The sequence below is a fragment of the Enterococcus sp. DIV2419 genome, from assembly GCF_051711865.1.
GTDB classification, from domain to species: domain Bacteria; phylum Bacillota; class Bacilli; order Lactobacillales; family Enterococcaceae; genus Enterococcus; species Enterococcus faecalis.
Genome location: NZ_JBIONS010000001.1, coordinates 1211096 through 1224753, shown reverse-complemented (window position 1 = coordinate 1224753; position 13658 = coordinate 1211096). Strand labels below are relative to the sequence as shown.

The following is a 13658-nucleotide window of genomic DNA, read 5'->3' as shown; positions in this document are numbered from 1 at the left end:
GAAAATGATGATTATAACATGATGCTTTGCTGAAATTATAAAAAAAGAACAAAAATAGATAAATTTATCTATTTTTGTTCTTTTTGTTTATTGTTCTGGCGTCTCGGTTGCTGCCTCTTCTGATTCCGCTTGTAGAAAGACTTTTCTTGGTTTGCTACCTTCTGATGGTCCAATAACTCCGTGTGCTTCCAATTCATCTACTAAGCGAGCCGCACGATTATAGCCAATTCTAAAACGTCTTTGTAGCAATGAAATACTAGCTGTTTGCATTTCAACCACCAAGTTTTTCGCTTCTTCAAACAACTCATCTTGAGGAGCTTCGCCACCGCCTGAAGTGGTCGGTTCATCTGTTGGCATCATGCTTTCTTGATATTCAGCTTCTTGTTGGTCCGTTACAAACGCAACCACTCGTTCGACTTCTTGATCAGAGATAAAGGCCCCTTGGATACGAATTGGTTTATTTTCTCCCATTGGTAAGAAGAGCATATCGCCTCGACCTAATAGTTTCTCCGCCCCGTTGGTATCAATAATGGTACGCGAGTCTGTCCCACTTGAGACCGCAAAAGCCATTCGAGAAGGGACATTTGCTTTGATGATTCCTGTAATGACATCCACACTTGGCCGTTGTGTCGCTAAAATCATATGAATGCCTGCTGCCCGTGCCATTTGGGCTAAGCGGATAATCGCATCTTCTACTTCGTTACTTGCCACCATCATTAAATCAGCTAACTCATCAACAATGACAACAATAAATGGCAGAATCGGACGATTTTCGCCATCTTCCGCATTTTTCTGTTGAATTAGTTGATTGTAACCAGTGATATTTCGGACGCCTGTTGCTGCAAATTTTTCATAACGAAATTCCATTTCTTGAACTACTTTTTGCAGGGCTTGTGCCGCTTTTCTCGGATTAGTAACCACTGGCGTTAATAAATGAGGAATCCCGTTATACACATTCAATTCCACCATTTTCGGGTCAATCATCATTAATTTTACTTCATGAGGTTTCGCTTGCATCAAAATACCTGTGATGATGCCATTGATAGCAACCGATTTCCCACTCCCTGTCGATCCCGCAATTAATAAATGCGGCATTTTTGATAGATCTGCAGTTTGAACCATCCCTGAAATATCTCGACCTAAAGGTACTTCTAATAGTTTATCTGGATGACTTGGTTGTGCCTCAACAATATCTCTAAAGGATACTGTACTAATTGCACTATTAGGAACTTCAATCCCGATTAGTGATTTCCCAGGAATCGGAGCCTCCATACGAACGTCTTTGGCCGCAAGTGCTAAAGCAATGTCATCCGTCAAGTTAACAATTTTGCTAACTTTTACCCCAACAGCGGGTTGAACTTCAAACTTTGTGACAGATGGTCCTAAACTAGCTTTGACTACTTTAGCATCAACACCAAAACTCTTGAAGGTTTGTTCTAAGACGCCAATGTTTTTTTCGATTTTTTCATATTCACCACTTTGATCCGTTGCTTGAATTGTATCTAACAAATCAGTTGGTGGTAGTTGATAATCACGATCTTCCGCTTCTTCAGAAATTTCAAATTCGAGAACACCAGCTTCATCTGCCGCCTCTTCTTCCTGCTCTCGTTGCGGTTTTGTTGCTGCAATTGGTGGTACAGGCATCGCCTGATTTTGCTGTTGAAACGAATCAATTTGAACAGGCGTTGGTGCGGCCGGTTCTTCCACCATTGGTTGGTGGGTTTCAACTGGTGTTTTTGTTAAGCGCTCGGCTGCCGCTTGTTCCATACGTTCCCGCTCTTGTAATTTTTGTTGGGCAGCGGCTTCAATTTTTGCTTGGCGTTCTGCAGCCTTAGCTTCTTTCTTCGCTGCTCGCTTCGCCTCTTTTTCTTCTTGTCGCGCCTGTGATTTTGCCGAAACATGACTTAGGCGATCTTGAATACTTTGGAAATGATCAACAATTTGCTGAAAATCCCACATACTCATCAAGAAAATACCCGCTAACAGTAGCAAGGTGGCAATTAAATAGCTGCCAAATTGTGCCACCAAAAAGTACGTTCCTTGATAAAGCAGCGCGCCAATCATACCGCCACCTACGTTTTGCGTCACTTGGTTGGCTTTTAAATCGCTTTGCAAAAATTCCCAAGTGTTACCTAAAATATCTGGTTGACTGCCACTAACATTTCGAAACATAAAGGCATGGAAAAATAACAAAACACTAATATAAATCAGAACAGCCCCAAAAATAGGGCGACCTCTTTTTAACGGAAAATCTTTCCCATAAATCATGACTAATAAGCCATACAGGATTAGTAAAATCGCTGCAAATGGAAAGGTATTACCTACAACTAAGCGTAAACAATTTGCTAATAACGTGCCTAAAAACCCTAAGCGAAAGAGTCCAAAGACACCGAATAAAATAAAAATCAGGCCAAGAAACATATAATTTAAACGTTCTTGTTGTTGCTGTTGTTTTTTGGTCTTTTTCTTTGTCGTACTTTTTTTCTTATTTGTTGCTCTTTTTTGTGCCATTTAACTTCCCTCTTTCCATCACTTCTCATTATACATAAAAATGGAATCGAACAAAAGTGCCCACCTCATTTTACTTGAAAAATCATGGAAATTTTTTAAAAACTTTCATTTAAGAAAAATGAGCGTGGGACAAAAATCACTTTGAATTTTTGCTCCACGCTCAAAAACTGATAAACGGCGGGAACAGAACCAACTCCTTCGGAAATAAGCCGAAATTCTCCAAAAATTAAAGAGCAATTTTCGGAAATTTCTTCTTATTTCTCGGAGCTAAACGGTTCTGTCCCGACCTCATTATTTCTTATTTTGCTGATTCTTAATGGTATAAGTCGAAACGACCTTTAGCCATCATTTCTTTGGTACCACCTGTTTCAAAGAGCGCTTTGTTCATGATAATTTTTTTCATGAATGAAGCTGGGTATCCTTTAATGTCTGTTTTACCAACAATTCCTAAAGCACGTGTATTTCCGACAGAACAAACAGAACCTTGTGATTTAAAGCTGAAAGGTTTAGTTGCTTCCCCTTTCAATTGTGCTTGAATATTTTTAGCAGCATGAGCGCCCATCTTCAAGGCGATTTGTGCTGTCGTTGGGTAAGGTCGATTGGTTTCTGTATCCATCACTGCTGAGCAGTCACCAATAATATAGACGTTGCTATGGTTCGCATCTGTTAAATCTGGTTGAACCATGACACGACCACGACGAGCTTCAAATCCAGAATCGCCTACAACGTGGCTTCCACTAACACCCGTTGTCCAAATAATTGTTTTGGCAGAAAGTTCTGCCAAGTCGCCTGCTTCGTTATCTTGATAAACAACTGCGCCTGGTTTGATTTCTTTAATCGGTTTACCTAATAATAAATGAATAGCTGAATCTTTTAATAATTGCACACCATAGTTCGCAAGTTTTTCGTTAAACATCGGCAATAGGCGAGTAACTGCTTCGACACAATAAATTTGGATTTGATCTGCTGAGACACCTGCGATTTCAGCAAATTTTGGTTTGTTTTCAACAAGAGAACCTAATAATTCAATCCCTGTAAAGCCTGCTCCGCAGACAACAATTTTTAAGAATTCTTCGTTTTGAGTTGCTTTGTATTGACGCATTTGTTCTTGGATATGTTCATACACGTTTAAAGCCGTTTTCACATCTACCATTTGTAGAGCATGTTCTTGCACACCAGGGATACCAAATGATTCTGATTCAAACCCAAGAGAAACAACTAAGTAATCATAATTGATTGTTTGGCCATCTTCTAAAGCAACTGTTTGTGTTGCAGCATCAATTGTTTTAACTGTTCCTTGGATAAAGGTTGTCATTTTTTCATCGACAACATCCATAATATTGTATGTGATTTTTTCAGCTGGTTGTGTTCCAGCAGCAACTTCATGCAAGTCCGTTGCTTCGTAGTGATAGTTATTACGATCCACTAAAGTAATTTCGACGTCTTTGGCGCCTTTTTGTAATTCGCGTAATGTTTTTAAGCCTGCGTAACCAGCACCTAAAATAACAACATGTTTCTTATTCATTTTGATTCCCTTCCACTCTATAAAAAATTTACAGCCACCACAAACCTATGGCAAAAAATAGCACTTGTGCAGTTGCTCCCACAGCTAAGATCTTCACAGCACAAACAAATGTTTTACTCTTCACTTGTTCCTTCAATAAGGCTTGGGTTTGTTTCCGTACAAAAGGTAAAGTTAAAAGCATGAGTAACATTGTTGGCGGGGTTAATCCTAAACCGACAGCTAACAAAATGGCTAACATTGCTATTGTATTTAATCCGACGAATAATTTCAAAGAACTTGCTTTGCCAAGGTAATGAACTAATGTATATCTCTTGTTATTTTCATCTTCCTCTAAGTCACAGATATTATTTGCTAACATTAAGTTAGCGATGTAACAAGTGTTAGGTAAGGCGACTAAGAAAATCCCCCATAAATTAGCTGCTGACCAATTGAAAACTTCAAACGTATTAATGTAGACACAAATAAGGGTAATCATGAACCCCATTGTAAATCCTGAGAAAACTTCCCCTAATGGTAGACTGGACAAAGGTTTCGGTCCTGATGAATAAAAAATACCAATTAAGTAACAATAAAGACCCATAATTAATAACGGCCAGCCGACAATGAATGACAACCCAATCCCCATTAAAGCAGAAACGAGAATCATCAAAAAAATCATTTTGCGTATTAATGGCAAAGATAAATTTTCTCGACCGATAATATTCGTTTTTTCCTTATAATCATGAACTTCTGTGGCATGATGGTAATCATTATAATTATCTAAAATATCGACCGCCATATTAAAAATAAACATCGCAATGAAAAAAATTAAAACATAACCAACATGGAGCCGCCCATATTGGTACCAACTAAAACAAATTCCTAACAAAAATGGCAAAACACTAGCTGTTTTTGCTTTTAATTCTACTAATTCAAAAAATATTTCTCGATTCAAACTATCCCTCCGCTACTTTTTTACAAACTTTGTTACTTTTAAAACTTAATTACTGTATTTCTGTCGCCAATTCGTATACAATCAAATAGTATTGAACCACTGAAAGGATCGTAGTATATTTATGAACACATTTTGGAAGTCGTTTCCTGACGTTGAACGTTCTTTAACGGAAACATGTGAATTAATTGAACAAACGTTGCATACACGCAACGAAGACATTGAAGAAGCCTTAGTAACTTTGGCTCGTTCTGGCGGCAAATTATTACGCCCCGCTTTTTTCTTTCTTTTTGCTCAACTGGGTGATGAAGAAAAACAAGAGAAACAACAACTATTAAAAATAGCTGCATCTTTGGAAATCCTACATATGGCTACGTTGATTCACGATGACATTATTGACGATTCTCCATTGCGCCGAGGCGCTGTGACTATTCAATCACAATATGGTAAAGACGTGGCTGTTTACACAGGTGATTTACTATTCACTGAATTCTTTACTTTGATTGCAGATGCCATGAATGGCTCTGAATTTATGAAAATCAATGCACAAGGAATGAAACGGTTATTACTTGGTGAACTCGATCAAATGAGTCATCGATTTGACCGCCGCATGTCGATTCCTGCTTATTTAAGAAGTGTCAACGGCAAAACAGCCGAACTTTTTTCACTAAGCTGTCTTGAAGGGGCCTATTTCGGTCATAGTTCAAAAGAAGTCCAACGTTTAGCTAAACGAATTGGCCGTCATATTGGCATTGCTTTTCAAGTCTATGACGATATTTTAGATTATACTGCCGACACGGAAACCTTGAAAAAGCCCGCTTTAGAAGACTTGTCACAAGGTGTTTATACGTTACCCCTTCTCTTCGCTTATCAAGCAGCACCTGACGTATTCAGCCCTTATTTGGATAAAGGACGCGCCATTACCTTAGAAGAGGCAGCTGAAGTTGCGGCGCTAGTCAATGACTATCATGGCGTTACAGAAGCACAAGCTTTTGCTAAAAAAGTAACCAACAAAGCAATCACTGATATTCAACAATTGCCTGATGGCACAGCAAAAGAAACCTTACTTTCCTTAACTGAGCTCTTATTACATCGTTCATTTTAAACGTTTTATAGAAGAATTGCCATTAATTGAAATAGAAAAACGACTGATTGTTTGCTTTAATCAACAACCAGTCGTTTTTTTATTCCTCGAAAGAACTAATGCCACGATCAATTCGGTAAAGTTTCTGATAATGCGCATTGGTTGCAAGTAATTCCTCTGGCGTACCACTCATCTCTAATTGACCATCTTCAATAAAGATCACTTGATCCATTAAAGTTACGCCTTGCAAATGGTGGGTAATCCAGATGACGGTTTTATCTTTTAATGCCTCAAAAAAGGTTTCCAGCAATTGCTGTTCTGTAATTGGATCTAAACCAGTAGTTGGTTCGTCTAATAACACAATCGGTGTATCTTGCAAAAGAATCCGCGCTAGCGCCAAGCGATGTCGTTCGCCACCAGAAAAACGTAAACCTGCTTCATCCACCATTGTTTGTAAACCTTCTGGTAATTGGGTAACCATTTCTTTTAAGCCAACTTTTTCTAAAACTGCCCAAACTTCTGCTTCACTTGCTTCTTCTCTACCAATCCGAATATTATTTAAAATGGTTGTTCGAAATAGGTACGGTGCTTGATGCATAACCCCAATATATTCAGTCATCGTCTCACCAAATGCCTCAGTTGGGATGTTTCCTAAAAGGATTTCTCCCGAAGTAGGCCGTAAATCACCACGAATGAGCGAAGCCAACGTACTCTTTCCGGAACCACTGCGCCCTAAAATCGCTAATTTTTGTTTTTCAGGAATTGTTAACGATAAGTCATTTAATACCTTTTTCGCTTGATTTTCATATGCAAAAGACAAATGTTCTATCGATAAACTGGTGCCATTTGGCTGAACAGGCGCTTCTGTTGAGTCATCTTCCCCTTCAGGAAGCTCATTAAAACGACGAATGGAATCCTTATAAATCGTTGTTTCCTGTGCTGCAGCAGGTAGCGGAGCAAAAGCATCAATTAACGGAAAAACGGTTAAAACAAAGGCACCAATCCAATTGGCTGCGCCCCCATGATTACCTGGAAACCGCACACTAGTCCAAGCTAAGACAGCAATCGCAATCACACCGAACAGAAGTTGTAAAACAAAGTCTCGGCCACGGTTAAATTGCTTCATTTTTTCATCTAATACACGAACGTTTGCTTCATCTGTTTCATAACGAGCAACGAATTCAGAGCCTCGTTGACTAAATACCCAATCAGACACACCTAGAATATTGTCGGTTAGTGTTTGATATAACTCATTTTTGGCATATTTATGTTTTTCTTGACGCGCACCATTCACTAGAACTGAAACAAGTGGTAATAGAAAAACAACCACTCCTAACATCAGTAACATGCATAAAGCAAACCACCAAGAAAAGAAACCTAATGCAATCACTAAAAAGATATACAAAATCCAAGCAATAACAGTTGGGAAAATCGTTCGTAAATACAAGTTTTGGATATGATTAATATCCTCTGAAAGCAAACCTAAGATATCCCCAGTGCGATATTTTGTCTTAAAGAAAATCGCATCTTTTTCTAGCACATTATAAAGTTTCAAGCGCAGATCAGAGGTCATTTTTAACACCCAGTTATGACTCGTTAGACGCTCCACATAACGAAAAACAGGACGGCCAATCCCAAATGCTCTTGTTAAAACAATGGGAATATAAATTAATAAAATATTCTCTGGTAAGGAAGCCGCACGACTGATTAAGTAACCAGACGTAAACATTAATGCCCCTGCGCTAAAGAACGTCAAGAAGCCTAAAAGTAAGGCAAAATACAAGGTTTTTTTATAGCGTTTTAAGAAAGGACGAACCCATTGATCGTTTTTCCAAACGTCTTTCGTTGTCGGCTGTTTTTCCATCATTGGCGTCCTCCTCTCATTTGCTTCATTAATTGAACATAGTAGCCATCTTTTTCAATCAACTCTGCTAGCGTTCCTTGTTCCACTAATTGACCTTTTTCCATCACTAAAATGTAATCCATTTCTTCCATCCAATGAAGACGATGTGTCGCAAAGAAGACGAGATGATCGTTCATTAATGGCAACATGCGCTCTTTCATTTCAACTTCTGTTTCAATATCCAAATGCGCTGTCGGCTCATCAAACAGCAAGACGTGGCGTTTTTGATCAACAAAGGCGCGGGCCAACGCTACTCGTTGTGCTTGTCCCCCACTTAACATTCGACCACTTTCCCCAATTAAGGTATGAATTCCTTCGGGAAGGTCTTTAACCAGCTCGTCTAAGCCAACTAACTGAATCGCTTGCTGAATTGCCTCATCTGTCGCTTCAGGTGTATAAAAGCGAATATTGTTTGCCAAAGTATCTTGGAAAATATATGGTGCTTGCGGAATATAAAGGATTTGTTTTTGCCAGTCTTTTTGTAAAAAATGTGGAATCGTTTGGCCATTTATCGCCAATTGACTCGTTTCTTCTGTTGGTAATAAAAAGCCACTTAATAAATTAATTAACGTTGACTTACCAGAACCACTCGCCCCAATAATTCCAATCTTTTTACGACCATCAACAGAGAATTGCAACGATTGAATCGCTTCTTGCGTTGCATCTTCATAGGAAAAATTTAACGCTGTGACTGACAACTGACTTTCTTGATGCCAATCATCTAACGTGAGCACATCGGTCTGTTCTGCTTCTGGCAATGCTAATACCGCTTGGATCGCTTGAAAAGAGTTTTTTCCATCTAAGGTTGCGTGATAATCACTTGAAAAATCACGAATCGGTAAAAAGAACTCAGGTGCTAAAATTAAAGTAACCAAGGCAGGAAATAATAAAATCGTGCCGTTTAATAAACTTAATCCAAGGAAAACTGCCACAACAGCTACCGATAATGTCGTAAAAAAGTCTAACGCAAAGGTTGATAAAATAGCAATTTTCAACGTACTCATGGTCGCTTTTCTGAATCGTTCACTTGTATGGTAAATACTCCCAGCATATTTTTTACTCAACCCAAACAGTTTCAGCGTGTCAATTCCTCGTAAGGAATCAATAAAATGATTGGAAAGCATTTGAAACGCCGCATATTGCTTGTCCGCTTTACTTTGTGCTGCATAACCTAACACAATCATAAAAATAATAATAATCGGAAAAACAATCAGCAATGTTACGCCTGAACGAATATCTTGTGTAAAAACAAAGGCCAAAATAATCCAAGGAATAATCATCATATTCATCATTTTTGTCAAAATCAATTGTAAATAATTTTCGGTTTGACTGATGCCTTCCAAAGCCATGGTAACCATATTTCCAGTCCCATTTTTTTGAACAACATTTGGCCCCAAACGGAAAATTTTAGTTAATAATTGTTCGCGTAATTCTTTCGAGCGTTCATAACTAAATGTATCGAGCATTCTCTCACGAAAATACGTAATAACATGTCGACCAAGATAAAAAATAAAAAAGAGTAAAATACTCTGTAGTTGTTGGTTAAGATGCCCGCCACTCCAAAGGCCGACAATGGCTTTTGAAAGAAAAAAAGCTTGCCCAATTATAAAGACTGCTTGCAGGAAAGAAAAACCTGCAAGCAAGACAAGAATTTTTTTGATTTTAGGCATCTGTAAGATGTCTTTATCAATCATAGATTTAATACCCCTCTGGTACGGCTGTCTGTGAAATACGTTTTCTGAAAATATAATAGGACCAAGCAGTATAAGCTAACACGAATGGTAAAATGCTTAAAGAAATCCACGTCATAATTTTTAGTGTATATGGTGTGCTTGTTGCATCTTTAATCAACAAATCAAAACCTTCACTACCAATCATAACACGTGGGAACAAGCCACTGAACAAGAGAGCAACTAGTACAACTAATGTTAAACCACTCGCTAGAAAAGCTAACATCTCTTTGCGTTTAAACACCCCAACATTAGCAATGACCGTTAAGACCACAATTGCTAACGTTAAAATTAAAGTGACCGCAAAGTTCTTTTCATAAAAGTCCGTTTTGAAGTACATCAACACTGCAAAAACTACTAAACCGACATATAAAACGCCGTATAAGATTTCTGCATAATTTCGAGCACGTTCGCGAATTGGGCCTTCTGTTTTTAAAGCAATATAGTTCATACCGTGTAAGTAGCAAAGTAATGTTAAGGCTACACCACCAACAATTGAAAACAGATTAAAATAATCCGTAAATTGCGCATGCATATTGCCGTTTGCATCTAAAGGCATCCCTTGGACTAAGCTGATAAACAAAATACCAAAGAAGAACGGTACAAGGAAACTACCAATTGATAGCGTCCAGTTCCACATCCGACGACGTTTACCTTCCGGCATGTTGTGGCGGAATTCAAAGGAAACTCCGCGAATAATTAAGCCAAATAAAATCGTAAATAGAATTAAATAGTAGCCACTAAATAATGAAGCATACCAATATGGGAAAGAGGCAAACATTGCGCCGCCCGCTGTTAATAGCCAAACTTCGTTTCCGTCCCAAACAGGTCCAATTGTTGCAACGACTTGATCTTTTTCGTCGTCATTGTGTGCCAACGTTTGAACGGCCATTCCAACACCAAAGTCAAATCCTTCTAAGAAGAAGAAACCTGAGAACAAGACGCCGATAAGGACAAACCATAATAATTGTAGTGTACTCATTCGCCAAATACCCCCTTATCAAATGGATCCAACGCTGGTTCATTTTCTTTCGCTAATTTTTTCGCTTCATAGTCTGGTCCTTTACGTAATTCTAAAATGACCAAGTAAACCATGACACTACCTAAACCAGCAAATAATAAGAAATAAATGACATTTGACGTAATTAATGAAGCAACCGATACATTTGGTGAAACACTTTGTTCAATCGTAAATAATCCATAGACAGTCCAGGGATAACGACCTAATTCAGTGACTAACCAACCTGTTGTATTCGCAAGGAATGGTGCGAACGTACATAAAGCAACAATCCACAGCATCCATTTCTTCTCGTACAGAGATGGTTTTTTCTTCCTTGTAAAGAATAGTCCTAAGGCAGCAACCAATAACATTAAGGCACCAAAACCAGCCATGATACGGAAGCTCCAGAATAAAGTGTTAACTGGTGGATAATAATTTTTATCATCCCCATATTTTTCTACCAAGCGCTTGTTGACTGTATCCATTCCATCAACCGAACCTGATAATTTGTTATACGATAAAATACTTAGCATATACGGAATATCGATACCAAAAACTTGTTTATGTTCCCGTTCATCTGCCCAAGCAATCAATGTCCAAGCAGCAGGATCATCAGAGTCTTCATAGGCCCCCTCCATCGCCGCAAATTTCATTGGTTGTCCTTCAATTAGAGCTTTCATTTGCAAGTCGCCAGCTAATAAAACGCCGATTGAACCGAACAAAGTAACCCATAAACCAATGCGCATAGATGCTTTGTGGAATGAAATATCCCGTTTTTTCAACAATTGGAAAGCAGCCATACCAGCTACTGCCATGCCGCCCAATGTAAAGGCGCCCATGATAACGTGTGAAAATTCATACCAAACTTTTGGATTGCTGATGACAGCTACAAAGTCCACCATTTCAGCACGGCCATTATTGATGACATAACCTACTGGATGTTGCATAAAACTATTGGCAACTAAAATCCAGAAAGCAGACATCATTGAACCGAATACGACTAACCAGATAAAGGTTACGTGAACTTTTGGATTCATTTTATCCCAAGTAAAGATCCATAAACCTAAGAATGTTGACTCTAAGAAGAAAGCTAAGAGCGCTTCTACCGCCAACGGTGCCCCAAAAATATCTCCGACGAATCGAGAATAATCAGACCAGTTCATCCCAAACTGAAATTCTTGAATAATCCCGGTTACAACCCCAACAGCGAAGCTTAATAGGAATATATTTCCCCAAAACTTGGCCATTTTACGATAACGTTCCTCTTTTTTCACAACGTACATTGTTTCCATAATTGCTACAACAAGTGCTAATCCTATTGAAAACGGTACGAAGAAAAAGTGGAAAACTGTTGTCATCGCAAATTGGATTCTCGCCAATGTTACAATATCAAACATATTATTTCCTCCCTGATTTGCCTCCACACAAAGAAACAAGCTTACCTGAATTGTTCATTTCCATTAGCGATGACTCCTTTTATCTACAAAACTAAAAGAAAATTCAAGTGAACTTTTCCAAAAAGTGTGAAAATGCATGTAATATAGAATAATTCCAATCTAAGTATACAACTTTCTGAGGCAGAAACCAAACAATACAGAAGCATTTCTCACAATTTTTTTAGGTGCTACCAAGATTTCTTCCCTTTCTTCTATCAATAAAAAAAGCCCTTCCTAAAAAAAGGAAGAACTAATCTCAATCTATCAACATTTTGACTTATCACTTGATTAGTTTCCGAAAATTGAAGTAGCTCGGCTTTGATGATAAAAATTCTAATCTTGTGATGAAAATTACGGATTGCTTGAGGTGATAGTTTGTTTTTTAACAACATGGCTCTAAAACACCAAATACCAGGGTTCGCCTTGCCGAAACGTTTTGGTACCATTCTAAACAACATGACTCTAAAACCTCGGAGAATTATTTTTTCTCCATGATTCCGTAGTCGCATCACTTATCCATAGCTAGTTTTCAGTTTAGAAGGTCTGATTTTTTTCTTCACGTTTATTATACCAAACTTTCTCCTTCTTGGCGGAAAAACCCACCATTTTTCAATGGTGGGTTTTCTTTATTTAGTAGCTGTAACAGCGAGCCAGATTTCACTATACTTAGCTTCTGCTGGTCCTTGATATTGCGTAAACGAAATTTCTGGTGCTGCAACGACTTGGTAACCAGATGAAGGCAACCATTCAGAGAATATCCTTGCCCAGGTTTCTTGTAAAGTTTGTGGGAAAGGACCTTCATTTGGAAAAACCGCCCATGTATGAGCAGGTACGCTTAGTTGCTCCAAATCTTCATAGGTATTTTCTTGCAAAGTGGCAAAGCCAATCATGTGTGTCATTTCTCCACCCTCTATTGTTCGTCCCTCTTGAAAGTCAAAAGAAGTATTTACTACTTGATGAGGATATACATCATCAAATGTATGCATTTCCGCTCGTTGTTGTGGTGTAATGCGCTGTGCTAATTCCATGATTGCTTGATTTTCCCCTTGATACTGCAAGGGAACCTTCTGACTAACTCCGACTATTTGAAACGCTGGTTTTTCAATCAATTTAACATCCATTGATTGTCCTCCTTTAATATCAATATAGAAAGAGAATTTAGGGAACGTTTTTTGGATTTGTGTTTTCATTACTTCAGAAGGGGCTTGTCCTGACCAATCGCGAAAAGCTCTTGAGAATCCTTCAATACTTTGATAACCATATTTAAAAGCTACATCTGTCACTTTTTCACCAGCAAGTAATGCTAAATTTGCTTCCGCCAAACGTCTCTTTTTAATATACTCAGCCAGACTCATCCCCGCAATAAACGAAAAAGTTCGTTTAAAATGGTAAACAGAAATCCCTGTCTTTTTCGCCAATTCATCGAAGGATACTTCTTCCGTTAAATGTTCTTCAATATAATCCATTGCTTGATTTAAATTTGCGAGCATCCGTGTCCCTCTCTTTCTATTTGAAAGTTTACTAAAGACCAACAAAGA

At 38.4% G+C, this 13658-nt stretch carries 9 protein-coding genes; 1 reads left to right on the top strand and 8 read right to left on the bottom strand.

The genetic code is table 11. From position 1 onward, the window contains the following. Positions 1 to 87: 87 nt before the first annotated feature. From IGI97_RS05665 to IGI97_RS05655, 3 genes are all read right to left on the bottom strand, one after another. Positions 88 to 2511 (bottom strand): DNA translocase FtsK, encoded by a 2424-nt coding sequence (locus IGI97_RS05665; protein WP_002364367.1) that lies wholly within the window; start codon positions 2509 to 2511, stop codon positions 88 to 90. 313 nt (positions 2512 to 2824) lie between these two features. Then, positions 2825 to 4036, bottom strand: a complete 1212-nt coding sequence (locus IGI97_RS05660) for an NAD(P)/FAD-dependent oxidoreductase (protein WP_002360017.1) — start codon at positions 4034 to 4036, stop codon at positions 2825 to 2827. A gap of 28 nt (positions 4037 to 4064) precedes the next feature. Then, positions 4065 to 4970, bottom strand: a complete 906-nt coding sequence (locus tag IGI97_RS05655) for a prenyltransferase (protein ID WP_202562552.1) — start codon at positions 4968 to 4970, stop codon at positions 4065 to 4067. Between the two features lie 121 nt (positions 4971 to 5091). Here IGI97_RS05655 and IGI97_RS05650 point away from each other — a divergent pair, with 121 nt between their 5' ends. Next, positions 5092 to 6072: a polyprenyl synthetase family protein gene (locus IGI97_RS05650; RefSeq protein ID WP_002360015.1), complete on the top strand. Its 981-nt coding sequence runs from the start codon at positions 5092 to 5094 to the stop codon at positions 6070 to 6072. A 79-nt stretch (positions 6073 to 6151) separates the two neighbouring features. Here IGI97_RS05650 and cydC read toward each other — a convergent pair whose 3' ends face one another. The 5 genes from cydC to IGI97_RS05625 form a co-directional block, all read right to left on the bottom strand. After that, positions 6152 to 7918: a thiol reductant ABC exporter subunit CydC gene (gene cydC, locus IGI97_RS05645; protein ID WP_025191006.1), complete on the bottom strand. Its 1767-nt coding sequence runs from the start codon at positions 7916 to 7918 to the stop codon at positions 6152 to 6154. Continuing rightward, positions 7915 to 9648, bottom strand: a complete 1734-nt coding sequence (cydD, locus tag IGI97_RS05640; RefSeq protein ID WP_002377046.1) for a thiol reductant ABC exporter subunit CydD — start codon at positions 9646 to 9648, stop codon at positions 7915 to 7917. Before cydD ends, cydC begins: the two co-directional genes overlap by 4 nt. Positions 9649 to 9652: 4 nt before the next feature. After that, positions 9653 to 10666, bottom strand: a complete 1014-nt coding sequence (gene cydB, locus IGI97_RS05635) for a cytochrome d ubiquinol oxidase subunit II (protein WP_002356976.1) — start codon at positions 10664 to 10666, stop codon at positions 9653 to 9655. After that, complete coding sequence (locus tag IGI97_RS05630) at positions 10663 to 12081, bottom strand: cytochrome ubiquinol oxidase subunit I (RefSeq protein WP_002356974.1); 1419 nt, start codon at positions 12079 to 12081, stop codon at positions 10663 to 10665. Before IGI97_RS05630 ends, cydB begins: the two co-directional genes overlap by 4 nt. A 665-nt stretch (positions 12082 to 12746) precedes the next feature. Then, positions 12747 to 13610: an AraC family transcriptional regulator gene (locus IGI97_RS05625; RefSeq protein ID WP_379896922.1), complete on the bottom strand. Its 864-nt coding sequence runs from the start codon at positions 13608 to 13610 to the stop codon at positions 12747 to 12749. Between the last annotated feature and the right edge of the window lie 48 nt (positions 13611 to 13658).

Excerpts from the sequence above, each read along its gene's own strand:
- IGI97_RS05665 (WP_002364367.1), bottom strand. The coding sequence starts at position 2,511 with ATGGCACAAAAAAGAGCAACAAATAAGAAAAAAAGTACGACAAAGAAA.
- IGI97_RS05660 (WP_002360017.1), bottom strand. The coding sequence starts at position 4,036 with ATGAATAAGAAACATGTTGTTATTTTAGGTGCTGGTTACGCAGGCTTA.
- IGI97_RS05650 (WP_002360015.1), top strand. The coding sequence starts at position 5,092 with ATGAACACATTTTGGAAGTCGTTTCCTGACGTTGAACGTTCTTTAACG.
- cydC (WP_025191006.1), bottom strand. The coding sequence starts at position 7,918 with ATGATGGAAAAACAGCCGACAACGAAAGACGTTTGGAAAAACGATCAA.
- cydD (WP_002377046.1), bottom strand. The coding sequence starts at position 9,648 with ATGATTGATAAAGACATCTTACAGATGCCTAAAATCAAAAAAATTCTT.
- cydB (WP_002356976.1), bottom strand. The coding sequence starts at position 10,666 with ATGAGTACACTACAATTATTATGGTTTGTCCTTATCGGCGTCTTGTTC.
- IGI97_RS05630 (WP_002356974.1), bottom strand. The coding sequence starts at position 12,081 with ATGTTTGATATTGTAACATTGGCGAGAATCCAATTTGCGATGACAACA.
- IGI97_RS05625 (WP_379896922.1), bottom strand. The coding sequence starts at position 13,610 with ATGCTCGCAAATTTAAATCAAGCAATGGATTATATTGAAGAACATTTA.